This is a genomic window from Nostoc sp. (assembly GCF_036916735.1).
Lineage (GTDB): Bacteria > Cyanobacteriota > Cyanobacteriia > Cyanobacteriales > Nostocaceae > Nostoc.
On record NZ_JBALFV010000094.1, the window covers coordinates 82,749 to 105,195 of the forward strand.

General features: G+C 40.1%; 26 protein-coding genes and 1 pseudogene. 9 read left to right on the plus strand and 18 right to left on the minus strand.

Annotated features, from left to right (window positions below):
* Positions 1-264: 264 nt before the first annotated feature.
* Both V7L20_RS20600 and dcd read left to right on the plus strand, forming a co-directional pair.
* Positions 265-801 (plus strand): P-loop NTPase family protein, encoded by a 537-nt coding sequence (locus tag V7L20_RS20600; RefSeq protein WP_334745874.1) that lies wholly within the window; start codon positions 265-267, stop codon positions 799-801.
* 58 nt (positions 802-859) lie between these two features.
* Positions 860-1,441 (plus strand): dCTP deaminase, encoded by a 582-nt coding sequence (gene dcd / locus V7L20_RS20605; protein ID WP_334745875.1) that lies wholly within the window; start codon positions 860-862, stop codon positions 1,439-1,441.
* A 137-nt stretch (positions 1,442-1,578) separates the two neighbouring features.
* On the opposite strand, the gene V7L20_RS20610 is transcribed toward dcd, so the two are convergent.
* The 3 genes from V7L20_RS20610 to thyX form a co-directional block, all read right to left on the minus strand.
* Positions 1,579-2,280 carry a dCTP deaminase domain-containing protein gene (locus V7L20_RS20610; RefSeq protein ID WP_334745876.1) on the minus strand — a complete coding sequence of 234 codons (702 nt, stop codon included), beginning with the start codon at positions 2,278-2,280 and terminating at the stop codon, positions 1,579-1,581.
* Positions 2,281-2,352: 72 nt separating this feature from the next.
* Positions 2,353-2,496: a DUF433 domain-containing protein gene (locus tag V7L20_RS20615; protein ID WP_334745877.1), complete on the minus strand. Its 144-nt coding sequence runs from the start codon at positions 2,494-2,496 to the stop codon at positions 2,353-2,355.
* A 169-nt stretch (positions 2,497-2,665) separates the two neighbouring features.
* Positions 2,666-3,388, minus strand: coding sequence for an FAD-dependent thymidylate synthase (gene thyX, locus V7L20_RS20620; RefSeq protein WP_334745878.1), 723 nt, complete (start codon positions 3,386-3,388; stop codon positions 2,666-2,668).
* A 238-nt stretch (positions 3,389-3,626) separates the two neighbouring features.
* Here thyX and V7L20_RS20625 point away from each other — a divergent pair, with 238 nt between their 5' ends.
* Positions 3,627-3,842: a chlorophyll a/b-binding protein gene (locus V7L20_RS20625; RefSeq protein ID WP_273764267.1), complete on the plus strand. Its 216-nt coding sequence runs from the start codon at positions 3,627-3,629 to the stop codon at positions 3,840-3,842.
* 142 nt (positions 3,843-3,984) lie between these two features.
* Positions 3,985-4,566, plus strand: coding sequence for a thioredoxin family protein (locus tag V7L20_RS20630; protein ID WP_334745879.1), 582 nt, complete (start codon positions 3,985-3,987; stop codon positions 4,564-4,566).
* A gap of 80 nt (positions 4,567-4,646) precedes the next feature.
* On the opposite strand, the gene V7L20_RS20635 is transcribed toward V7L20_RS20630, so the two are convergent.
* From V7L20_RS20635 to V7L20_RS20655, 5 genes are all read right to left on the minus strand, one after another.
* Positions 4,647-5,159, minus strand: coding sequence for a hypothetical protein (locus tag V7L20_RS20635; RefSeq protein WP_334745880.1), 513 nt, complete (start codon positions 5,157-5,159; stop codon positions 4,647-4,649).
* An 816-nt stretch (positions 5,160-5,975) separates the two neighbouring features.
* Complete coding sequence (locus V7L20_RS20640; protein ID WP_334745881.1) at positions 5,976-6,944, minus strand: glutathione S-transferase family protein; 969 nt, start codon at positions 6,942-6,944, stop codon at positions 5,976-5,978.
* A 338-nt stretch (positions 6,945-7,282) separates the two neighbouring features.
* On the minus strand, positions 7,283-7,573 hold the full coding sequence (gatC, locus tag V7L20_RS20645) for an Asp-tRNA(Asn)/Glu-tRNA(Gln) amidotransferase subunit GatC (protein ID WP_334745882.1): 291 nt from the start codon (positions 7,571-7,573) through the stop codon (positions 7,283-7,285).
* A 118-nt stretch (positions 7,574-7,691) separates the two neighbouring features.
* Entirely contained in the window at positions 7,692-8,213 is a 522-nt protein-coding gene (locus V7L20_RS20650; protein ID WP_229453397.1) for a photosystem I assembly protein Ycf3, read from the minus strand.
* 143 nt (positions 8,214-8,356) lie between these two features.
* Complete coding sequence (locus tag V7L20_RS20655; protein ID WP_334745883.1) at positions 8,357-9,058, minus strand: SOS response-associated peptidase; 702 nt, start codon at positions 9,056-9,058, stop codon at positions 8,357-8,359.
* 195 nt (positions 9,059-9,253) lie between these two features.
* Between V7L20_RS20655 and V7L20_RS20660 the strand changes: the two genes are divergently transcribed.
* Positions 9,254-9,865 carry a glutathione S-transferase family protein gene (locus V7L20_RS20660; RefSeq protein ID WP_334745884.1) on the plus strand — a complete coding sequence of 204 codons (612 nt, stop codon included), beginning with the start codon at positions 9,254-9,256 and terminating at the stop codon, positions 9,863-9,865.
* Positions 9,866-9,991: 126 nt separating this feature from the next.
* On the opposite strand, the gene V7L20_RS20665 is transcribed toward V7L20_RS20660, so the two are convergent.
* The 5 genes and pseudogenes from V7L20_RS20665 to V7L20_RS20685 all read right to left on the minus strand — a co-directional run bounded on the left by V7L20_RS20665 (position 9,992) and on the right by V7L20_RS20685 (position 13,037).
* Entirely contained in the window at positions 9,992-10,216 is a 225-nt protein-coding gene (locus V7L20_RS20665) for a DUF167 domain-containing protein (RefSeq protein ID WP_334745885.1), read from the minus strand.
* Positions 10,194-10,610, minus strand: coding sequence for a ribosomal maturation YjgA family protein (locus tag V7L20_RS20670; RefSeq protein ID WP_334745886.1), 417 nt, complete (start codon positions 10,608-10,610; stop codon positions 10,194-10,196). The genes V7L20_RS20665 and V7L20_RS20670 overlap by 23 nt, the downstream gene beginning before the upstream one ends.
* A 93-nt stretch (positions 10,611-10,703) precedes the next feature.
* Entirely contained in the window at positions 10,704-11,255 is a 552-nt protein-coding gene (locus tag V7L20_RS20675) for a DUF2231 domain-containing protein (RefSeq protein WP_334745887.1), read from the minus strand.
* A gap of 34 nt (positions 11,256-11,289) precedes the next feature.
* The gene (locus V7L20_RS20680; protein ID WP_334745888.1) at positions 11,290-12,030 is read right to left on the minus strand and encodes an LmeA family phospholipid-binding protein; all 741 of its coding nucleotides are present in this window, start codon (positions 12,028-12,030) and stop codon (positions 11,290-11,292) included.
* 434 nt (positions 12,031-12,464) lie between these two features.
* Positions 12,465-13,037, minus strand: a pseudogene (locus V7L20_RS20685) (Uma2 family endonuclease).
* Between the two features lie 186 nt (positions 13,038-13,223).
* Here V7L20_RS20685 and V7L20_RS20690 point away from each other — a divergent pair.
* The 4 genes from V7L20_RS20690 (at position 13,224) to V7L20_RS20705 (ending at position 16,873) form a co-directional block, all read left to right on the plus strand.
* Complete coding sequence (locus tag V7L20_RS20690) at positions 13,224-13,790, plus strand: HD domain-containing protein (RefSeq protein WP_334746025.1); 567 nt, start codon at positions 13,224-13,226, stop codon at positions 13,788-13,790.
* 376 nt (positions 13,791-14,166) lie between these two features.
* On the plus strand, positions 14,167-14,697 hold the full coding sequence (locus V7L20_RS20695; protein ID WP_334745889.1) for a hypothetical protein: 531 nt from the start codon (positions 14,167-14,169) through the stop codon (positions 14,695-14,697).
* A 227-nt stretch (positions 14,698-14,924) separates the two neighbouring features.
* Positions 14,925-15,761 (plus strand): CheR family methyltransferase, encoded by an 837-nt coding sequence (locus V7L20_RS20700; RefSeq protein WP_334746026.1) that lies wholly within the window; start codon positions 14,925-14,927, stop codon positions 15,759-15,761.
* A gap of 332 nt (positions 15,762-16,093) precedes the next feature.
* Positions 16,094-16,873: a hypothetical protein gene (locus tag V7L20_RS20705; protein WP_334745890.1), complete on the plus strand. Its 780-nt coding sequence runs from the start codon at positions 16,094-16,096 to the stop codon at positions 16,871-16,873.
* Between the two features lie 42 nt (positions 16,874-16,915).
* On the opposite strand, the gene V7L20_RS20710 is transcribed toward V7L20_RS20705, so the two are convergent.
* From V7L20_RS20710 to V7L20_RS20730, 5 genes are all read right to left on the minus strand, one after another.
* Positions 16,916-17,518 carry a cytochrome c oxidase subunit 3 gene (locus V7L20_RS20710; RefSeq protein WP_334745891.1) on the minus strand — a complete coding sequence of 201 codons (603 nt, stop codon included), beginning with the start codon at positions 17,516-17,518 and terminating at the stop codon, positions 16,916-16,918.
* A 622-nt stretch (positions 17,519-18,140) separates the two neighbouring features.
* The gene (ctaD, locus tag V7L20_RS20715; protein ID WP_334745892.1) at positions 18,141-19,802 is read right to left on the minus strand and encodes a cytochrome c oxidase subunit I; all 1,662 of its coding nucleotides are present in this window, start codon (positions 19,800-19,802) and stop codon (positions 18,141-18,143) included.
* A 13-nt stretch (positions 19,803-19,815) separates the two neighbouring features.
* Entirely contained in the window at positions 19,816-20,730 is a 915-nt protein-coding gene (locus V7L20_RS20720) for a cytochrome c oxidase subunit II (protein ID WP_334746027.1), read from the minus strand.
* A 141-nt stretch (positions 20,731-20,871) separates the two neighbouring features.
* On the minus strand, positions 20,872-21,489 hold the full coding sequence (locus tag V7L20_RS20725) for a DUF2231 domain-containing protein (protein ID WP_334746028.1): 618 nt from the start codon (positions 21,487-21,489) through the stop codon (positions 20,872-20,874).
* Positions 21,486-21,986, minus strand: a complete 501-nt coding sequence (locus tag V7L20_RS20730; protein ID WP_334745893.1) for a DUF2231 domain-containing protein — start codon at positions 21,984-21,986, stop codon at positions 21,486-21,488. Before V7L20_RS20730 ends, V7L20_RS20725 begins: the two co-directional genes overlap by 4 nt.
* Positions 21,987-22,447: the final 461 nt, after the last annotated feature.

Below are 22,447 nucleotides of genomic sequence, written 5' to 3' on the forward strand. Positions count from 1 at the left end.
CGATTTTCAGACGTTCTACTTAGCTTTTTTAAATAATTGGAACTGTAAATTTAATGTTTTCATTGTTACAAATCCTTTCATATAAAAGACGAAAATCTAAATCAACAGAACTCTTGACTTCAGCACAAACCTAGTGTTTGACTAAGAATGCAATTTGCCAAATTTACCACAATTGTAAAAAACAGATAGATTATACAGGCAGATTTGTAACAAGTACCGCCAGCACAAACATTTAAATTATTGTAATTTTTTGAACTTTACCCTATGGTTGCCCAACTAGAAACTCCAAGTATAAATTCACCCCTTACCTTACCATATCTAGTGGAAGGGCTAGTACAAGTTTTCACTAGCTCCCACCGCAACTTTTTTACGAGCGTTATGGCTCAAGCACTGAGGATAGCTGGGCAAGGAACGCCAGTATTAATAGTGCAGTTCCTCAAAGGAGGTATTCGTCAAGGACAGGATCGACCTATACAACTAGGACAAAATTTAGATTGGATTCGTTGTGATTTGCCTCGTTGTATTGATACACCACATTTAGACGATAAGGAAAATCAAGCCTTACAAAAGCTGTGGCAGTATACACAACAGGTAGTGGGTGAGAGTAAGTATTCTCTCGTTGTCTTAGATGAGTTAAGTTTAGCGATTAACTTTGGTTTAATTGCTGAAACGGAAGTTTTAGCGTTTCTGGCCAAACGCCCTCCCCACGTCGATATCATTCTCACAGGGCCAGAGATGCCAAAATCTCTCTTAGATGTAGCAGATCAAATTACAGAAATCCGCCGGAGTTATCGACCTTAACACCAAATACCCAGTTTGTGCTAATATCGTAATTCCGTGTAAATTAGTCTGTGAACCTGTGATTAAAAACGATAATTGGATTAAAGAAAAAGCTCAAAAGGGTATGATATTGCCCTTTGAGCCAAGTTTAATCCGTCATAGTGAGGAACTACCTGTCATTTCGTTTGGTCTTGGTAGCTTTGGCTATGACATACGCCTATCACCAGTAGATTTCCGTATATTTAGGCATATTCCAGGAACTGTAGTTGATCCCAAGAACTTTAATCCTGAAAACTTGCTATCAACTAAACTTCACACAGATGTAAACGGCAGCTACTTTATTCTTCCAGCCCACTCCTATGGGCTTGGAGTTGCCCTTGAAAGGCTAGAAATACCAGATAATATTACAGTAATTTGTATAGGCAAGAGTACTTATGCTCGTTGTGGAATAATTGCAAATGTAACTCCAGCCGAAGCTGCTTGGCGTGGTTACTTGACACTAGAGTTATCTAACGCTTCTAGCGCTGATTGCCGCATTTACGCTAATGAAGGAATAGTACAGTTAATCTTCTTGGAAGGAGCACCTTGTGATGTAAATTATGAAGCACGTCAAGGAAAGTATCAAGACCAGCCAGATGTAGTCACTATTGCTCGGGTTTGAATTTCAAAATTAGACATTTGAGTTATAAAATTTTTAAACGGTTAATTTAAACTTTTTAATAAACTGTTTAAAAGCTATGGGCTACAGTAAATGTCACACTAAATTAATAGCAATAAATATATTTAGGTGAGAAAGAATCACTTAGTTTTATCTCTGTTTTGTGTGGGAGATGTTTGTAGTGCTTGTTGCTGTAAAATAGGCTGTAAAATTTGAACTAGTGTTAAAAGTACAGTTGCAATAGTTAGGATAATAGTAAAATACGTCTGATTTGTCTCAATAAAATCTCTAAGTTCACTGAATAAACCCTTTCTAGTGTTTCCAGCAATTCTTTTAGAAGGTTTCTTATATGGAATAGCTCCCTGTTGGACATCAAGTATGTAAAGGGTACAAAATACTTGTCCTTTTTTAAGTTGAACGGTTCTTTTGCCTAAATTGAAAACTGTGATGGAAAGTTTTCCGTCGTATCCAGGATCTATTTTTGATGAGGTATTAGATAAACCATCTTGTAAAAGAGAGACTTTTGGAACTATATGACCAAATCTAGATTTAGGTAATTTAAAAGTTTCAGCCGTCTCAATAATTACAGTAGATCCTGGTTGTAGAGATATTCTACCATTATCTAATAAATCTGTTTTACCTGATTCTCTATGATCTCTATATTCATCGCCAACTTTTAAATCGTAAGTTACATTACTAGAGTCTGTATTACGAATTTGTTTGGCATCAAGATTCTGTATAAATATTACGTTTCCTTCAAGACCACCAGCTTTTTCATACTCTTCCGCAGTTTCCACTACAGTTCTGTTACTACCATCCAATATAAACGGAATAACACTCATCTTTTTGTCGAGCTTAAAAACCTGTCATATATTATACTGTTATATTTAGTAACCTTACTCTATCAAACAGAATTAATCAGTTAAACTGGCTTCACCTTCTAGATAATCGAAAAAAGTCTGCAATGGAAGTCGTGTTTCAACAAACACAGGAGTACCACTCATAAGATCTGGATCAAACGAAATAAATCGGAGCGCGATCGCATAGAACTTTTTCAATATCCATCGTCCTGTAAATGACTATATTTAGAGATAGTCTAAACCTTCATCACATTCTATCTCTAAGGCAGGAGTTGGAGCGATCGCTCTCAATCCAACACAAAATTCGAAATGTCAAGACGCGTAGCCATAAGGGGATAACAGTATAAGGAGGCTGAGGCGCCAATATCTAAGGTGCTAATCTTGCTTTACCTAGACGCTGCTTTTCATACCATTGTGCGATCGCAGGTGCCCAATCTTCAAAATGAGGCCACATCATTTCACATAACTTTTGAATTTCAAGTTGAGCGTCTTTCTTATTTCTCAAGTCACAAAAATGCAAGAAAGACCTTAAATTGAAACTAACTACAAAATGCTGGCGATAATCAAAAGGCACTTTACCTCTTGCATGTTCTTCAGACATCCCAGCTTCAAAATCAACTTGATATCGTTTAGCTGCTTCCAAACACCACTCCAAATCTGCTGCTCGTTGCTCTAGTGAATAGTGGTACTTTTTGCCTTGTCTATCAGTGTAATAACCAACGGGACGCAGGTAAAAAACATCTTCTATGTCTTTCTGACCTTCTACTACATTAATAAATTGGTTGCCTGTGTATCTAAAAGACTGAACATCAAATGATACGCCTACACGATGAGTACGCGCCTGCTGCATCACACTGTGGGGAAAGTAGCCACAGTTGAAAACAATCTGGGGATGCTCTAGAGGCCCATAGTGTCCCCTCTCACCCGCTAAAAGTCGCTTAACAATAACTTCGCCGCTTTGTGACTCTGAGGGCCAGGAGTCGCGCTCATCAAACACGAACCCATCAGTATAGTCCTGGTGCATCGCAGCATAAATCACCTGCTGCGGGTTTGGTGTTTTGGCAATAACCTCTACTCGAAATCGATGCATTAGTTTTTGGGAATGGATTGGTGAGGTAGTTGGGTCTTGGAAGTTTCCCCCATGAGAAACTACCGTGACTAAGATTGCTTACGCACAAGGAGCGGAGCCTGTTTGTTATACATAGCTTTAAACTCAATCCACGATCATATCTCTGGCTGGGACTTCTACTTGAGCAGGTTAAGATACTTTACAAATATTAATAAATTTGTTACAGTTATTTACATAAAGAAAAAACAGGGAAAAATCCATGCGTACAAACACTGCTATAATTGACGACCAAGGCAAACTGAACAACTTTGCGATCGAGCCAAGGGTTTATATAGATGAGCAAGGCGATCGTACAGGCTTCACTCCTTTTGCAGAACTGCTCAATGGTCGTTTAGCAATGATTGGTTTTGTCTCTCTGATAGCTTTAGAAGTATTGACTGGACACGGCATTGTTGGTGTTTTGACAAGTCTGTAAAAACTGATTCCTATAACGTAACTCTCAGCAAAATTAAGAGACGGTAAATTTACCGTCTCTTAATTTATGGAAAACTTTAATGCTAGAGTAAAAATATACTGATAGCAAAAGCCGTTATCAGCGAAAAAATATTGGGTAAACTATGGCTTTAACTGCTTCAACTATGTTGCCACTAGGCACAAAAGCACCAGATTTTAATCTACCGGAAGTAGTATCTGGAAAGGCAACTTCACTTTCCACCTTTGCAGGTAAAAAAGCGCTGTTGGTAATGTTTATTTGTCGGCATTGCCCATTTGTGAAGCACGTTCAACAAGAATTAGTGCAATTAGGAAGAGATTATTTTACAAGTGATTTAGCGATCGTTGCCATCAGTGCTAACGATGCAAAAAATTACCCAGATGATGCGCCAGAGTCGTTACAAGCATTTGCCACAGAACAAGGGTTTAATTTTACCTTATGCTACGACGAGAGTCAGGAAACGGCAAAGGTGTACACAGCAGCTTGCACACCTGATTTTTTTGTATTTAATAGCGATCGCCAACTTGTTTATCGCGGACAATTAGATGATAGTCGCCCCAGTAATGGTAAACCCGTAACAGGCGCAGATTTACGCGCAGCCATTGAAGCAGTGCTGGCTGATAAACCCGTTACAAGCCACCAAAAGCCGAGTGTTGGTTGCAATATTAAATGGAAACCTGGAAACCAACCCAGTTATTTTGGTTGAAAAGGATTTGGAATTGGGCATGGGGCATGGGGAATTGAGTATCAGGAAAACTTTTCCTTACTCCCTACTCCCCATAACCATCAATGTTTAATTTCCAAATTCAGTATGTAGCATCCTAATTGGACTTTTTCTGCCCATAATTCATATTCCAGTCGCAAATGCTCTGGTAAGGGATGTCCGTTGAGAGTTAGGCTACTAGTAAAATTTCGTAAACGAATCGGATTGTTAGGTTGCAATGACTCATTTGGCAACCAGTAGCGACTAATGCCATAAACGCCCCGTTCCCAAAAGTGACGATAACTCACTTGAGCGTTACCTTGCATAGTCATGATGACCCGATAAGGGGAAATCTCCAGCCACAAAATTCTGGGACTATTAGGGGCGTAGGCTTTGCTCTTACTTTGGGGAAGTGTATCCTCTGGACTAACGACACTCTCTACTTCACAGCTAATTACAGGCGGTGCGGTTAGCAGCAAATGGAATCTATCAGTATCTTTTTGATACAATGTCGCGGCAGTTTCCACAACAGACCAGATTGGTAGGTCAGTGGAAATAAGTGATAAGCACACGGGCTTGCGGTGATGGGTCAGCATGGGAGCGATAAGGGCTAAAAGCTATTGAACAAAGTGAAATGAACACTCTAACTGTCTAATAAGTCGGGGTAAGAAACTAAATAGTAAAACAGGCTTAATATTAATGAATCCGTTGATTTGTTAAGCTATACAGATACCAATAGAAACAGGTAGAATGTCAGCTTAGACAGTAAATATGGTACTTTCTTTCTTTAGAAAGAGCTAATTCGTAAGTAAAGCTTGTAAATATTCTAAGGCTATAGCCTCAAAACAGTGGGAGTCTTTTTAGATGCTAAGATACCTTCTTGAGAGAGACTCACCGTAGATTTGAGTAAGTTTCATACAGCAAAAAGCAATAGGATACTAGGCAGCAAGTCACCAGCAGCAATTTTGTTTGTTGCTGCTGAACTTCTGGTGTATTCAAAAGCCAGTGTATCCTAATGTCGCCTTCTGTTATAACCGTAGAAACTCACGAAGGAAGACCTTTCTCACCAGTTAATTATTCAACGGCTCCCTTTTGAGTATGTTTACGGGGTCATATCCGGCTGACTAGGGATCTTCACCATCTTCTAATGTTGGGCACTCTAACGAAAATTTTGTAACTTCTTTTACAAGAATAACCCCACAGCACTGCTAGTTGTTTTCAAACTCGACAAAAGGACTTTTCAAATATCCTCTAAACTTTATCGAATTAATGTAATTTTGAGTATTTATACTTGAAGACGTAGATTTTGTAAAAATTAACGCTTTGAAATTTTTTACCTCAGATGAATTGCACTAAGTTCTGGGTTGCATGTAATATTCATCAATGAATGACGCGAGAAGCAAACAAAACAATTAAGTAAATATTTTATCCCGGTTATGGGGTGCATCAAAATTAATCAGTGGGCCTTTTGGAACGATGCGAGTTGGGTTAACTTGGGGATGGCTTCTGTAATAATGCCGTTTGATGTGGTCAAGATTGCAAGTCTCTTTGACTCCCGGCAGTTGGTAAAGTTCTTTGAGATAATTCCAGAGATTCGGATAATCTACAATTCTGCGTAAGTTGCATTTGAAATGCACATAATAAACTACATCGAAACGAAACAGAGTAGTGAACATACACCAGTCCGCCTCAGTAATTTGATTTCCGCAAAGATAACGTTGATTTGCCAATATTTTTTCCCAGTAGTCGAGAGCGGTGAATAATTCTGTTACCGCTTCATCATAAGCCGACTGAGTGGTAGCAAATCCCGCCCGGTAGACACCATTATTGATTGGTTGATAAATTTTATCAATCGTCTCGTCAATTACCTTTTGTAAATGTTCAGGATAAAAGTTAATATTTTGTTTAGCGAAAGCATTGAATTCTATATCAAACATGCGAATGATTTCGCGAGATTCATTATTAACAATTGTCCCATTTTGGATATCCCATAAAACTGGAACTGTCACCCGGCCGCTATAGTTAGGGTCAGCTTTGAGATAAAGTTGCCAAAGATATTGAGTACCGTTGACTGTATCGGGAATACACCCCGGTTCATCACCAAATTCCCAGCTATTTTGATCAATTTCTGCTGCAACTACTGATAACCCAATGACATCTTGAAGTCCTTTCAATTGGCGGATAATGGCGGTGCGACACGCCCAAGGGCAAGCCCAAGAAATATACAGATGATAACGCCCTGCTTCAGCTTTCAACCCACTAGAACCATCAGATGTAATGTGGTTGCGGAAAGTAGTTGATGGACGGACAAATTTACCTTCTGAGTCTTCTTGATCCCTTTGAGATATCCACTGACCATCCTTAAGAATTCCCAAGCCCATAATAATCTCCTTAATTATTAGTTAACAGTCAAACAATTTTGGATTTTAAATTTTGGACTTCGACTTCGCTCAGTCGAACGATTTTGGATTGTTCCGCCCAGCCAACAGCTTGCTTAGGGTATCGCAAGCGGCGGGGCATGAACCGAAATAATTTTTAACTGTTTAATCTAAAATTGGCACGGTAAAGAATCTAAAACTTTTGACACTTCGACTCCGCTTAGTGTTAACTTTTGACTTTCCCATTCGCGCAGCGTCCCGTAAGGAAGGAGTTGACTTACTCGAATGCGAATTTATATTAAACGGAGTCGAAACACAGTGTCTCCAAGAGTTGGGGCTGACTATTGAGCGTTGAGGATTTTTGGAACTTTGAAAAATTCGCCTTCTTGTTCGGGCGCACTGTTGAGGATGCTTTCTCGGTCAGGATAGGGTTGCAATTCGTCCTCTCGTGTGATATTGCTGACATCGATTGCTCGCGTTGTTGGGGACACATTGCTAACATCGAGTTCATCCAACTGTTGAATATAATCGAGAATACTTCCTAACTGAGTAGTAAATTGTTTCTCTTCTTCGGGAGTCAATTCTAAACGAGCAAGATTAGCTACTTTATGAACTTGTTCTTGGTCAATCATATTTTTTAGTTAGGAGAGACGCGATTAATCGCTTCTGTACAGGAGTTAGGAGAGACGCGATTAACGCGTCTGTACAGGAGTTAGGAGTGAATGATTCATAATTCCTAACCCATCACTTTTAGAAGAATACGTCCATTTGCGATCGCCCGGTGGTTTTTAGCCAGTTTTGAGCTTCGATGTAGTTATTGGGAGCCATGCGAATAGCTCGTATCCAATAGTCTGCTGCTTGGTCAAAGAGTGCTTCGCCAGCCTCGTTATCTCCAGCTTCTTTCTCTTTTTCGCCTTGGTAGTGATAAATCACGGCAATGTTGTTCAAAGCTTGGGGCATACGTGGGTTTAACTCAATTGCCTGGTGATACAGTTCTAAAGCTTTGTTGTGGTCGCCGTTACTGGCATAGATTAGCCCCATATTGTAGAGAATATAGCCGCGATCGTTGGTATCTTCCTCTAATGTTAAAGCTTCTTCATAATATTCCAATGCTTCAGCATATTCCCCTTCTGCTTGGGCTGACATGCCATCTCGATAATAAACAAACGCTTCTTTAGCTTTTTTATTGGTTGGCAGGATCTTCAGGATAATATCCGCCATCACTGTAAAGGATTTGTCAACAAAATTATCGTTCTTTTGTGTTCTTGGCATATTTGTCTCTGGGGATTGGAGATTGGGGACTTGTACTGAGCGAACGCGAGTGCGTCTCGTAGAGAAGCCGAAGTATTGGGGACTGGGTATTAGGTATTGGAAAAACTCTTCCTTCTTTGTCTAATCCCCAGTCCACTTAATAGCTAATTTAACTGATTTGTGGGGGCATTCTTCTCACTGAGTGGAATGATGCACTCTGGACTATTATGCCGAGAATTGTTTACCAAGGTACTAACTGGATACGCAGTCATTGCTGACGCCAGATAGGGACGCAATAACTCCTGTAGGGTTTGGGGCGTTTGCACTTGGGAATCTAGCCATAAATCGTAATCTTCTGGCTCTAGAATCACTGGCATCCGCGAGTGGATAGGTTGGAGTAATTCGTTAGCTGCCGTTGTCAAAATTGTACAAGAAATTATTTCTTCGTTAGCAGGCGAACGCCATTTCTCCCACAAACCTGCAAAGCCGAAGGGTTGCCCATCTTGAAGGCGAAAATAAAATGGCTGCTTTTTGCCTTGTTGCCGTTGCCACTCATAAAAGCCATCAGCTATCACTAAACAGCGTCGATGCTTAAAAGCTGAACGAAAAGCGGGTTTTTCGGCAACAGTTTCAGCCCTAGCGTTAATCAGCTTTGCCCCCATCCCTGCATCTTTTGCCCATGACGGAATTAATCCCCAATACAACTGCTTAAATTCTCGCTCTTCGCTTTCAAAATTTTGTAACACTGTTGTCACCATTTGCGTAGGTGCGATGTTATATCCGCCTGTTAAATCCAGAACTGGCTCGACATGAAAAACTTGAGCTAATGCTTCTGCTGACTGATTTAGAGTAAATCTTCCACACATACTTTTATTCTCGACCACTGACTAAATTAAATATTTCAATCTATAAATGCATAATGTTTTTTATTTTCTCAGATAATTTCATGAGTCCTTCTAAGCTAAATCTTCAAAAAAATCATCCGGTTTTGGGAGAAAATTTTGGTAAGATATTGTATTTTGAACCTCTAATTATCAACATATTCCTAACTGCATTTTAGCATGGAACTACTGCGTCTGTACGATTTTTTACCTTCTGGTAATGGTTATAAGATACGTCTTTTATTGACACAACTAGGTATGCCTTTTGAAAGGGTAGAGCTTAACATTTTAAAAGACGAGACTCGAACACTAGAATTTTTAAGGAAAAATCCCAACGGGAAGATACCTATTATTGAAATCGAGCCAGGGAAATATCTGGCAGAATCAAATGCCATCTTGGTATATCTAAGTGAAGGTACAGAATTTTTACCCTATGACCGCTTTTTACGAGCGCAAGTACTGCAATGGTTATGTTTTGAACAGTATAGTCATGAACCTTTTATTGCTACATCAAGATTTTGGATTTCTATTTTAGGTAAAACTGAAGAATATAGTGAAGCTATAAAGCAAAAACGTGAACCAGGTTATGCAGCACTTAGCCTGATGGAAAAACACTTAACTTCTCACACTTTTTTTGTAGGAGAGCGTTATACAGTTGCTGATATCGCCTTGTTCGCGTACACTCATGTAGCTGATGAAGGTGGGTTTGATTTAACACAATTTCCTGCTATCCAAGCTTGGATAGAAAGAGTTAAAGCTCAATCAAGGTATATCAGTATTACACAAGCATAAAAATTCGATTTGGCTTTTTTGTGTCTCTCATTTCTTGGCTCTGGTAGAGGATGTATTGGGTGAGATATTGCCTCACATTGAGCAGGAGGCAGAGTTTTCCAATAAGGTATTACTAAGCAGCAACTATTAGTCTGTATCAATTTCTATAAGCTTTTGTCGAGAGGACAAACCTGACTTAATTCTGATATCAGATTTGGCTATATTAAATTTATTTGCTAATAGTTTAATTAATTCTTCATTAGCCTTACCATCAACTGGGGGCGATTTTAAATACACAGTCAAACTGCCATCAGGTTGTTCTTCAATTTTTTGCTGTTTTGAATTAGGTTTAACCTTGACTTTTTTTTGCATAACCTATTTTCTGTAGTTGTCGCAGCCACAACCAGCCTAAAACAGAACCCAATACATAATGAGGAAAATCCCACCAAGCAAAGGTAGTACCAAGTAACAATTTACCTATCAAGGTGGCACGAATCTCCTCTAATAGTGGTGGATGCCAAAGTTGCAAGAATTCTAGTATACAGGTAATGACAAAAACCCATATAGGAATTTGGATTATCGCCGCCCGACTTCTGAAAAACCAAAATGCGAATAGACACCAAAATATTTCATAAAATATCGCTGCTCCATAGTCATTAAACCATTGATGGGCAGGCCCAGTGTAGTACTTAAACAAAAAGCCCATCGGTATAACGATGAGCAGAGAAAGAATAATAAATATTGTCTGTTTACGATGTTGGAGCATTTTCTCAAGGTTAAAGACTAACGAAAATTTTAGCCTCTGCAATGCTATTTCTTAATAATTCGTAATTTTTGATTTGAATTACAAATTACTTCGTTATGGATATCTTTTACTACCAGCACCCACTACACCGATTTTATGACGATAGGAGAGTTCGGCACCAAACCAGCCGGAAGCGCTAGTCAATGTACCGACAATGAGGGAAATTAACAGTCCCCAAGGTACTATTCGGGATTCAGCGTCGCCCCAACGCAGGAGAAAGTTGACGAGTGATAAAACTAGGATAGAAACGTTAAGTATTAAATGCGCCCAACCTGCGGTGCGCTTGCGAACTCGTTCAATTCTAAAAAAGTCGCTCAGACCAATAGCAGCAGCAAGTAAGCCTCCAGCTAATCCAAGTCCGATTAACCATAGCGAAGCCCTAGCCCAAAAGAAATCACGAGTTAGCCAGTAGCCAAAGTCACTTCCCAAAGCGGCGGCTAAAAAGGCGATGGGAAAGATTACACTTAAGGGATGTAGGGGATGTCCTGCGATCGCAACTGTGCTAGGTACACCACTATCGACATACTCACTGTCGTTACTTTCAATAACTGGTGGAATATTGGGAAAAGGTGTTGAACTTGTTTGCGTTCTGTCTGTAGTTTCCATTATTTAGTATCCTGAATTTATTAGTGTTCTATTTTTAAGCTGAAGGAATTTTTTCAACATAAGCTTCAGCTTGTAGGGTTAATTTACCTACTTCTACTTTTAGTTGGTTAACTTGCAGACTCATTCCTTCTAAATCGAAGTTACTCAAATTTAGAATTTCGCTAGTTTGATCTATCAAAGCTTTGGTCAACTCTGGCGATATCTCTTCACTTTCGCCATACTCGACATTTTCCAAATCAACAGTTTTTCCATTGCCACTGATTTTAGGAACTGCGGAAAAAGCAACTTGCTGATTTTCTCCAGTTTCTACTAATTTTATGCTGGCATTTAGTGCTATTTTACCATCGCCAGGTAGTCGAAATTCTACATGTTGGGGTTCAATAGTAGTGAGTTGCCCGTTAACGTGGATTTTTTGGCTTTGCAGTTGCGATCGCACATATTCTGAGTTGAAGGCCCGATTAATATCAGCTTCGGTTAATACAACCTGTGCCTTAGCTTCAGTAGGTTTGGTGAGTTCAATTTTGCCAAAAGCCACACTCAGAGGATTGATGGCAACAGTATTCATTTGCATTTTTAATTCCTCCATGCGGAGGTCTTTCTGCATAACCAAACCTTCGCCTTCAATCCTGACTTCATCTACCTCACCCTGAACTAGTTTCAGTGGGTCTGTTTTGATGTCTACATCTAAATTTTCAACTTCATCTAATTGGCTAGATAATCCTATTTCTGCTGCTTTATTGAGTGCTTGCTCTCCTAATCCAGGATTGTCTGCCATTTAAATTAACTCCCAAATAAAATATTATTTTCTTTAATCAATTTAAGTAGATAATATAATATTTTTATCTATCTGACGATGGAATATAAATTTAAATGCTGTCTATCTAAAAGGATAATTATATTATTTATGATTGATAGTTTTCCTTTTCTAACCAAATTTTTTAAACAGTAGATGCAAAACGTCTTTTTGTCAGATATCACTCAAAAGAAAGATTGAATATATAGTATTTAGTAGTTAAGTTGTTTATTTATGAACTTTCGCTAAAATCTGTTTAATAAAAAAATTCTCAGCATACTTTAGCATCAAATTTTTGTTTGGCGTGGCGCATCCTCATATCAAATGAGTATAAAGTGGGTAGGTGTAGCCAGTACTTTGACATACTTAGACTGCGTTCAGTACAAGAAGCTCAGTGACCATCGCAGGCATTGCTTTTACAATAATTTTTTCAACGGTAGCATCAACCCAGGCACAACATCTTCACCGCTTAATATTGCCGTAGCGGGATATTGAGTAATTGATCCATCCTGGCGATAAACTAAAGCTTGTTGATTTTTACTATCAATTAACCATCCTAATTTAACACCATTAGCAATATATTCTTCTATCTTGGCTTTGAGTTTTGCCAAGCTATCATTTTTAGAACGAATTTCAATTACAAAGTCGGGTGCTAAGTTGATAAATTTGTCTTCTTGCTGATCCCAACCTTCTGGTAAGCGTCCTTTACTCACAAAAGCAGCATCTGGCGATGTCTAACGACAAGCTGCTACTGCCGTATTTGCTAATCTAAAACCTGTACTTGAACTAAAAACTTCACCTAAATCCTGACTTTCTACCCAATTCAACAAATAAGCTCCTGCTTTTATTTCTTGATTACCAGAAATTCCACCAGTCAGGGGCATAGTTTCTAACATTCCATTAGCATTGCGTTCAAACCGCAGTTCTGGGTTTTGCGAACTCATTAGCATTAATTCTTTATCAGTGACAGTATACAAAGATTGCACCATTATTTTTCGCTGGTCATGATGATGCGATAGCAAACTTGATAGATTATTTTAATTTTAGGTTGAGATTCAATTACTTCTACACCCGTCTCCTGCTTTGCGTTTTCTGTGTCTGGAACAGTTTGTTATAAAATTGACATTAACACCAAGGCAATATTTGACTATAAGCTGTTTTATTCTTTCAAAACAATGCTCTCAGAACGCTTTACCACAGCCCTTACCTACGCCACCCAACTGCACGCTAACCAAATTCGTAAAGGTTCAGGTATTCCTTATGTTGCCCATTTATTAGGTGTTACCAGTATTGCCTTAGAATATGGAGCAAATGAAGATGAAGCGATCGCAGCTCTGTTACACGATGCGATCGAAGATCAAGGTGGCGCTGCAACACGGGAAGAAATTCACCGTCGCTTTGGTGACAATGTAACAGCAATTGTAAATGGTTGTACTGATGCTGATACAACTCCAAAACCGCCTTGGCGACAGCGTAAGGAGGCATATATTGCTCATATTCCTAACGCTTCCCCATCAGTAGTGCTCGTCTCATTAGCAGATAAACTTTACAACGCCCAATCTATTCTCAAAGATTATCGTGTTTTGGGCGAATCACTTTGGGAACGTTTTCAGGGAGGTAAAGAAGGAACTCTTTGGTATTATCGTGCGCTTGTGGATGCTTTCAGAAAGACTGGAACCACTGTAATCATTGACGAATTAGAACGGGTTGTTGCACAAATTGACGTATTAGCATCTAAATAAAAAATGAAGATATGTTTTTCAAAACGTTAGAATTCAGGAGCCAGAATAGTTAAAGAATCAGATGGAGATTTAATAAATGAATATTCCAATCATATTGAACTTTTGATAAATTATGACTTCTAACTCCTCAGGGCTAAATTCTTATTCAAAATCGATGCTCCCATTGAATCTAGCAGCTTCTACTTCTTAGTTATGGTTCAATTACTCAGAATTAGATAAAAGTTTTGAGGAAACTAGACAAATAACCCTTTTACAGACACCATATAATCATGTGTCTCACGAAAAAAATTTGGCTTTTAGATTCTTTCTCTAGATAAAAAATCTTTCTCCCAGTAGACAGGTGTACTTAAATTATTATAACTGCTATGTTACTAACATGACAATAGTAAGACGAAACGCCCTAAATACAACCGTAAGTTCTTCGGTAAGTTCTCCAGAAACCTTGACAGAAAAAGCTATAGAAGCAGAGCGTATGCATGATGTTCTGCTTTTACTGCAAAACTTGATTAACAGTGAAGAAGCCACTGTAAAACTAATTCTGGATTGTCTCTATGATGTTGGCTCAGTCAATCTGATCAACCAAAAGCTTCGCGTGAAACCCCTAAACAAGGTGATGAAATTAATTGCGCGAATGTCTAAACCAGTTTTTAGAACTTTGGCTTTAAATTGGTTTAAGAAAAACTGTCCTCAACTAATTACTAATTGGCTACATACACAGGTGACTTTTGAAAGTGTTCAAAAGAAACCCCAACAAGTAGCTGTTGAAGTTGCAGAACTTCAACCATATCCCATACCACAGAGAGAAAATCTGAGCCAAGAGATTAAAAATTTGCGCTATCAGGTAAGATGGCTAGTTGGAATTTCAATAATAGCGATCGCTGCTTTAGGAATAACAGCTACTAGGTGAAACTGAAACCGATAAATAGCACCATTATCAAATTTAATATATTCAGCAAGCTGTTTTAGGCGTAAGATTTATTTGGGTTATTAAAATCCTACCACTTTAGAATGCGAATAATTTTTTATCTATCAAGTATTTTGGAAAATATTTGTTTGGCTAACTCCAACCAGCTTAACTCGTTGTATTGCCAGCATATTTAAATAACTGGCTCAACATATATGCTAATTCGTACTATGACTTTGCCCAAGCCTACCTTGGAGGATATAGAAATACATCTGCTTTTGGAAGGTGTGTATCAGTACTACGGTTATGACTTTCGTGATTATGCTCTTTCCTCACTCAAGCGCCGCATTCAGGGCTTCATGGAATTAGAGGGGTTAGGAAATATTTCTGCATTGCAAGAACGCTTACTCCACAACCGTGCCTATTTGGAAAAATTTTTGCTTGCTCTGACGGTGAATGTAACATCAATGTTTCGTGATCCCAGCTTTTATCACACCTTTAGAAATCAAGTTATCCCCTTCTTGCAAACCTACCCATTTATTCGCATTTGGCACGCTGGATGCTCGACTGGCGAAGAAGTCTACTCAATGGCAATTTTATTACAAGAAGAAGGGCTTTACCATCGTTGCCGCATATATGCTACTGATACTAATGAGAAAGTATTACAAAATGCCAAAAATGGGATTTTCTCCTTGAAACTGATGCAAGAATATACTCAACTTTATCTGAAAGCAGGCGGCAAAAAATCTTTCTCAGAATATTATACAGCAGCTTATGATAACGCTATATTTCGAGCATCTCTAAGAGAAAACGTTGTTTTCGCCCAGCATAATTTAGCAACTGATAGCTCTTTTAATGAATTTAATGTTATCCTTTGTCGTAATGTCTTAATCTATTTCAATCAGGTACTTAAAAACCGGGTACACGAACTGTTTTATAATAGCCTTTGCACCTTTGGTATTCTGGGTTTAGGAAAGCAAGAATCTATCAGATTCACCCCTTATGAACAGAACTATGAAGAAATAGTTAAAGAGGACAAACTATATAAGAAAATAGCTGGTAATTAAAATATAAGTAGGTATTTATCTCCAACTTGGAGAGAGAGATTTTGCGTAGTAAAAATAGGGAGAGGTCTTTTGATTTGACAAACTAGACGGACACTATCTATGTGACTCGTCGAACTCACGTTGATTTAAGTGGATTTAACCATAAAAATAGAGAGAATCTAACTAAAAGTGTATTTTAAATAGCACTAAGTATTTTATAAAAAAAATATTATGAGTAAGGTTACTGTCGCTGTCAAAAGACAGTCTGTCAAACATTTTTAATTGTGTTCAGAAGATAGATACAGCGCTTGCTTAAGGTAAATTACACATTGAAGTCTTAAAGGAGATTGTCGATGCAGCTTCTTGAATGTCCTCCTGTTGCAGTCATTGCTGGAGAAAATGCGGTTCACGTTTCTCAACTACCTTCTACATGGCAAGACATTGCTAGAGGAAGCACGAGTGTCGGACTTTCTGATCCCCAGAGTTATGTTGAGATGGCACAGCTGTTCCTATATAAATTAGAGCATGGTGATGTTGATTTATTTAGCGATCGCCCCCAATTAGCTCACTTAATACCGTCATTCTCTCAGCTATTTACACAACTGGCGTGGGAAACCCTAGAATTTTTTGGACAAGACTTTCTCAAACACAGCTATCCAAACTTTGCAGAAATTCTCCGTGATGTGGAGTCAAAGGGCACAGAATATGCTGATGAAGTAAAAGTCGCTCGCATTGGCATAGATTTATTCAACGAGTTTGGCTATGAACTACCCGCCAGCTTCTATCATGTGCATCTAGCACCAATTTACCGCGATCATATTTTTGAAGAACGCGCTTTAAGATTTGATCAGCGCGATATCGAACACAAACGTGCTTGGGATGCCATACTCCATGCAGGTAAAGTGTTTGCAATTCAGATGAAGGTGCAAAGTATTGCTTCTCAATACGGTTTTACTTATCAACACGGCTGTGGTTGTAATTCTCACCTATCTTCCATTGATGTATCTCGTGGGGCGTTTGAATATGAATTGAGTCTAGAAAAGCGCCAGCGATGGATTCGCAGTTTCATTTGGACTGCTTGGTATGAGTATGCCTTCTTTGCGATCGTACCCAATACAAGTTATTTAGTTTAAAGGGAAATGGTCTGAGGGAGTATATTTCTCCCTCATTCTCATTTACTGCCAAACGTAGATTAGGATAAACAAAATAATCCAGATAACATCGACGAAGTGCCAAAATAACGAAGTCGCGTTGACGCCGTAGTGACCTGTGTTGTAGTTACCAGGTATGAAAGAACGTACCAAAATAATCAACTGCAACAGAATACCTGTGAGAACGTGCAAACCGTGGAAACCTGTTAGTAGGTAAAACGTCCCACCAAATACCCCGGATGTGAAGCCAAAAGCGAGGCTGTTCCATTCAATCGCCTGTCCAACCAAAAAGTAAGTTCCCATCGCCATTGTTGCTAAGAGAAACAGGCGAAATTTCACTAAGTCATGGCGTTGAAGGGCGCGTTCGGCTAGGTAAATTACAAAGCTACTGGCGACAAGAATTATTGTGTTGATTGTCGGTTCTTTTACTTCTAGCCCAGAAACACCAGCTGGTAGCCAGTTAGGGGTTGTTGTTTTATAGATGGCATATCCGGCGAAAAAACTCAAGAAAATGACGCTTTCAGACAGTAAGAAGACAATGAAGCCAAACATCTTGTTGCCTTCTTCGTCGTGGGTATGTTCTGCGCTTGCGTGGTGCAATTCATCGGAATTGATATAACTGTCCATTGTGTGTGGAGTTTTGCTTTTAGGGTGAGGGGTAAAGGGGAATTTTTACTAGGGATTAGGGACTTGTACTGCCCTTCGACTACGCTCAGGAACCGCGACTTATGCCGAGCAAAGTCGAGGTAAGCCGAAGTATTAGGGATAGGGTGTCAAATCGAAAATTATAGTAGTTGCTCATTACCCAGCACTAAATTTTCAAAAACTTTTCCCAGTACCCAGTGATGTACTGAGCGCAGTCATTGTGTCCCCAGTCCCAGAGCAGCATCAGTGTGGTAGTGTGGGGACAAGGGTTCACCTGCGTGGAGCAACTACTGTTCCTCACCACTTTTTATGTATGGTGGGGGACTCCTAGCTGCAACCTGTTGAATTTAAAACGCAAAGGAAACGTAGCTTGTTGCGCTATGGTGTATATACAAGTCTTTTGACCTTACTTTTATTGCATTGACTTGCAAGTTTGTTGTATTGACTTGCAAGTTTGTTGCATCGACTTGCAAGTTTGCTGTATCGACTTGCAAGTTTGCTGTATCGACTTGCAAGTTTGTTGTATCGACCTGCAAAAATTAACTTACCCTAAGTTACAGAGTAACTCTAAAAGATTTGTGTGTACACGGTAGGATAGCCTGGGTTATTCTGGGAGGTTAGCTGTCAATGGTTCAGATTTACCGTAGCCGTAGGGTTCAGAGATGATGATAGGGATTTCTTCAAAGTTTTCTACTGGGGGCGGTGAAGAAACCATCCACTCTAGTCCAATTGCCCGCCAAGGATTATTAGGTGCTTTCTCGCCTTGCATCCAAGAAATCACCATGTTGAATATGAAGGGTAAGGTGGACATTCCTAAGAGAAATCCGCCCAGGCTAGCGATGACATTCCAGAATTGATACTCTGGGGCGTAGGAAGCAACTCGGCGTAACATCCCTTGTAATCCCAAGGGGTGCATGGGCAAAAAGTTGAGGTTGGTGCCAATGAAGGCTAACCAGAAGTGGATTTTACCCCAGCTTTCGGAGTACATTCGCCCAGTCATTTTGGGGAACCAGTGGTAGATTGCAGCATACAAGCCCATCGTCACAGTGCCGTAGAGGACGTAGTGGAAATGTCCCACCACAAAGTAGGTATTGTTAACGTGGACATCAACTGGCACGGAGGAAAGCATGATGCCTGTGATTCCTGCGAAGACAAACATGATCAATGCACCTAGAGCGAACAGCATCGGTGTGTGCAGTCGCAGTTTACCTCCCCAGATGGTCGCCACCCAAGCGAATACCTTGATACCAGTAGGTACAGACACGCACATTGTTGTCAGCATGAAAATCAACCGCATCCAGCCTGATGTACCACTGACGTACATGTGGTGTACCCAAACAATGGCGCTCACTCCTGCAATCAAGATGGATGAAATGGCAACAACTTTGTAACCAAATAGAGGTTTACGTGAATAAACCGGGAAGATTTCTGAGAAAATCGCAAAGACGGGCAAAATAATCACGTAAACGGCGGGGTGGGAGTAGAACCAGAAGTAATGCTGGAACATCACTGGATTCCCACCCTTGGCTGGATCAAAAAAGCTCGTGCCAACTGTGAGGTCGAGTAACAGCATCACTGCACCAGCTGTCAATGCAGGTAGTCCGAATAGTTGGATAATCTGGGCGCTAAATACTCCCCAGACAAACATGGGCATTTTGAAGAAGCCCATTCCTGGGGCCCGCATCTTCACGATTGTGGTGACAAAGTTCACTGCCCCCATAATTGAGGATACGCCGGATATTGCCACAGCTAAGAGCCAGAGTACTTGACCATTAATCAAGTTACCTGTGGGATTCTGGAGACTGACTGGCGGGTAAGACCACCAGCCGGCTTGGGCTGGGCCACCAGGCACAAAGAAGCTACCCATCATGATAATTCCGACTACTGGCACCATCCAAAAGGCGACGGCGTTGAGGCGGGGAAATGCCATATCTCGCGCCCCAATCATCAGGGGCACTAAATAGTTGGCAAAACCAACCAGTGAGGGAAATGTCCACAAAAACAGCATCACAGTGCCGTGCATGGTAAACATGCCGTTGTAGACGGTGCGATCGACTAAATCTGATTCGGGTGTTAGCAGTTCTCCCCGCATCACCATTGCAAAAATACCGCCGATGAGAAAAAAGAAGAAGGAGGTAACAAGATACTGGATACCAATTACCTTGTGGTCAGTACTAAAGCTGAAGTATTCTTTCCAGTTACTCGTAGATTCGTGGCTAGGCTTCTCATTAGGAAAAAGAATGCCTTCAATAGGAACATTAGTCATGGTTAGTTTCCTTTCAACCAGGTGAATTGACTAGAAAAGGTGCAGCAGGTGGAACTGTAACCCAACCAGTTTGGACTGATTGATTGGATGTTTGGGCATACTCAGAAGCTGCCTGATTATTTGCTAAGGATGGCTTTTGGGTTGCAACTTGTGCTAGCCAGTGCTGATAATCTTCAGGAGATTCGACAACCACATTGGCCTGCATCGTCGCAAAGTATGTACCGCTATATTGAGAATCGGTCAATCGGTATTGACCAAGGCGGATGGGAGTAAATTCAAAGTCGATCGCATGGTTGGGAATAATATCCTGCTTGAGGCGAAATGCAGGTATATAGAAGCCGTGGAGAACGTCTTGCGATTTCAGCGCTAAACGCACTCGGCGATCACTAGGTAAATGCAATTCGGTACTGGTAATATCTCTTTCTGGGTAATGAAAAACCCACGCCCACTGTTTAGCTAGTACGTCGATTTTTTCTACAGGTTCAGTTAAGGCGTTAGCTGGTTCTGCATGAGCCGATTGTATTGCTAGCGGATTATGCAGGTGAACTAATTCCGATGGGCCTTGAATCCCCATTTGTTCGTAAACTTGGTAGCTGTAACCTGCAATCCAAAACACTAACAGAATTGGGATTGCTGTCCAGACGACTTCCACTGCCACATTGCCATCAATTGGGGGGCCGTCAGTGAAGTCATCTTTGATTGCCCGATGGAAAATAACAGAATACATCAGAGTACTTGTTACTCCCAAAAAGATGAAAGCACCCAGGGTTACTAAGAAGCTAATCAAATCATCAATTAATTGAGATTCGGCTGCTGCTTGGGGGGGAAGCCAAAAGTAAGCCTGCTTCCCGATCCAGAGACTCGTAACAGTCACTGCGATCGCGCCTGTAAGCAGCGTCAAAATATTTAAAATCTTCTGGATTTTCATGGTCATTAGTCATTGGTCATTGGTTATTAGTCATTGGTCATTAGTCATTAGTCATTGGTCATTGGTCGATGGTTAGTAACTTTAAACAAATGACATAGACGCTTCTGCGGCTTCCCGCAGGGTAGGACAATTGACAAATGACTATTTGAGTGTTGTGTTGAGGTTTTGGTGCGATCGCAGCAAATTATCTGCTGTATTGTGTATGCCAAACTCGGTAGCCATTTGCGCCCCTAATGTCCCGTGGACGTACATAATCAATATGATTGCTATACCCGCGACTAGATAGAGCCATTGCACTTCTCTATCTGTCTGTTTATATTCTTGTTTGCCCCAAACGAAGCGCTGCCATCCTCTCCAAATGGTCATGCCAACAATCAGCGTTAATAAGAACACACCACCCACACCATGCCAAAGCATAGTTTCCATTGCCTGCAATCCCCAGGCACTTTTCATATCAGCTGGTGGTGTTGCTAACAGCATTTCGTAAAAGCCTGCTGCCACTGTGAAAAATGTGATGATGCTGGCAGCTAGCATGTTATACCAGCCAACATTAAATAAGTTGTCACGTTCCACAGTAATTGCCAAAAATTTGAAGACCCATTTTTCAAAGGGGAATAGAACACCGACAATATCAAATGTCATCCCAATGATGAACAAACCTATGGTCAAATGGACTAAGTTAGGATGAATGGGAATTGTGTAAGGTAATCCGTTTGCGCCTAGAGAGCCGTTCAATTGATCGATTAATTCTGAGTTCATCGCAACAGACCATCCTTTACTGCTTCCACAACTGGTACTGTATGCAATCCATACACCCAAACAAGTTCATCTCCGAGATATATTTGCAAGCCAACTATCAAGGTTAAAACTAGTCCAGCTCCCAAATAATAAATTGATACTTTTTGCGGGTTGCGGGCACGAATTACATAGCGCCAAGCTGTAATTGCTGTGATGATTCCCGAAAGCGACCAACCAATTAGCGTATGCAAATTTAGTACTGATTTCGCTAGGCTGTAAGGCTGTGCTAATCCCGCTTCAAACTGACCAAAAATAATCGCAACGAAGATGGCGATCGTGGCTACTAACATGTTCCACCAACTCACCTCAAAAAGACTGGATTTACCAGTAAAATAGCCAACTACATCACAGAAAAAGGAAAACAATACCATCGCAATTACGAAGTGGACAACGATGGGATGAACCGTATCTGGATAGGGCAAATTGTGGTCGTTCAAAGATGTAAAATACTCAAGCATTGTATTCTCCTGGACATATATACTGCACTGTGGTCAATCAATTTTGGATTGCCCAATTTTGGATTTTAGAATTATCCGGTCCCTAACAAGATATAAACCAGAAGACCTTAATCCAAAATCGTTAGTCAAACTTCCATGATTGATAGATACTCACTAAAATCACTATAAGTATCTATCCATAATTGACCGGAATCTGTTCAATATGTGCCCGGTGTAATACGCTTAATCATGTCTTAGCTTTTTGTAGACAAATTTAGTAAACCTGCCTTTAGAGAATGACCTTGGTTGCGAATAAGAATTCAGCACCCAGGAGCAAAGCTGAAGATTCCGAAGCTCCAGTCAGGAGTCAAAATTTCTCAGGAATCTAGAATAATTGGTATATTTATTCATCAAATGCTCTCCTGATTTTTTAACTATTCTGAATTCTTACGGTTGTGATTAATTTCCTCATACCAATAGTC

Excerpts from the sequence above, each read along its gene's own strand:
- V7L20_RS20600 (WP_334745874.1), top strand. The coding sequence starts at position 265 with ATGGTTGCCCAACTAGAAACTCCAAGTATAAATTCACCCCTTACCTTA.
- V7L20_RS20610 (WP_334745876.1), bottom strand. The coding sequence starts at position 2,280 with ATGAGTGTTATTCCGTTTATATTGGATGGTAGTAACAGAACTGTAGTG.
- thyX (WP_334745878.1), bottom strand. The coding sequence starts at position 3,388 with ATGCATCGATTTCGAGTAGAGGTTATTGCCAAAACACCAAACCCGCAG.
- V7L20_RS20625 (WP_273764267.1), top strand. The coding sequence starts at position 3,627 with ATGCGTACAAACACTGCTATAATTGACGACCAAGGCAAACTGAACAAC.
- V7L20_RS20630 (WP_334745879.1), top strand. The coding sequence starts at position 3,985 with ATGGCTTTAACTGCTTCAACTATGTTGCCACTAGGCACAAAAGCACCA.
- V7L20_RS20635 (WP_334745880.1), bottom strand. The coding sequence starts at position 5,159 with ATGCTGACCCATCACCGCAAGCCCGTGTGCTTATCACTTATTTCCACT.
- V7L20_RS20640 (WP_334745881.1), bottom strand. The coding sequence starts at position 6,944 with ATGGGCTTGGGAATTCTTAAGGATGGTCAGTGGATATCTCAAAGGGAT.
- gatC (WP_334745882.1), bottom strand. The coding sequence starts at position 7,573 with ATGATTGACCAAGAACAAGTTCATAAAGTAGCTAATCTTGCTCGTTTA.
- V7L20_RS20650 (WP_229453397.1), bottom strand. The coding sequence starts at position 8,213 with ATGCCAAGAACACAAAAGAACGATAATTTTGTTGACAAATCCTTTACA.
- V7L20_RS20655 (WP_334745883.1), bottom strand. The coding sequence starts at position 9,058 with ATGTGTGGAAGATTTACTCTAAATCAGTCAGCAGAAGCATTAGCTCAA.
- V7L20_RS20660 (WP_334745884.1), top strand. The coding sequence starts at position 9,254 with ATGGAACTACTGCGTCTGTACGATTTTTTACCTTCTGGTAATGGTTAT.
- V7L20_RS20665 (WP_334745885.1), bottom strand. The coding sequence starts at position 10,216 with ATGCAAAAAAAAGTCAAGGTTAAACCTAATTCAAAACAGCAAAAAATT.
- V7L20_RS20670 (WP_334745886.1), bottom strand. The coding sequence starts at position 10,610 with ATGCTCCAACATCGTAAACAGACAATATTTATTATTCTTTCTCTGCTC.
- V7L20_RS20675 (WP_334745887.1), bottom strand. The coding sequence starts at position 11,255 with ATGGAAACTACAGACAGAACGCAAACAAGTTCAACACCTTTTCCCAAT.
- V7L20_RS20680 (WP_334745888.1), bottom strand. The coding sequence starts at position 12,030 with ATGGCAGACAATCCTGGATTAGGAGAGCAAGCACTCAATAAAGCAGCA.
- V7L20_RS20690 (WP_334746025.1), top strand. The coding sequence starts at position 13,224 with ATGCTCTCAGAACGCTTTACCACAGCCCTTACCTACGCCACCCAACTG.
- V7L20_RS20695 (WP_334745889.1), top strand. The coding sequence starts at position 14,167 with ATGACAATAGTAAGACGAAACGCCCTAAATACAACCGTAAGTTCTTCG.
- V7L20_RS20700 (WP_334746026.1), top strand. The coding sequence starts at position 14,925 with ATGACTTTGCCCAAGCCTACCTTGGAGGATATAGAAATACATCTGCTT.
- V7L20_RS20705 (WP_334745890.1), top strand. The coding sequence starts at position 16,094 with ATGCAGCTTCTTGAATGTCCTCCTGTTGCAGTCATTGCTGGAGAAAAT.
- V7L20_RS20710 (WP_334745891.1), bottom strand. The coding sequence starts at position 17,518 with ATGGACAGTTATATCAATTCCGATGAATTGCACCACGCAAGCGCAGAA.
- ctaD (WP_334745892.1), bottom strand. The coding sequence starts at position 19,802 with ATGACTAATGTTCCTATTGAAGGCATTCTTTTTCCTAATGAGAAGCCT.
- V7L20_RS20720 (WP_334746027.1), bottom strand. The coding sequence starts at position 20,730 with ATGAAAATCCAGAAGATTTTAAATATTTTGACGCTGCTTACAGGCGCG.
- V7L20_RS20725 (WP_334746028.1), bottom strand. The coding sequence starts at position 21,489 with ATGAACTCAGAATTAATCGATCAATTGAACGGCTCTCTAGGCGCAAAC.
- V7L20_RS20730 (WP_334745893.1), bottom strand. The coding sequence starts at position 21,986 with ATGCTTGAGTATTTTACATCTTTGAACGACCACAATTTGCCCTATCCA.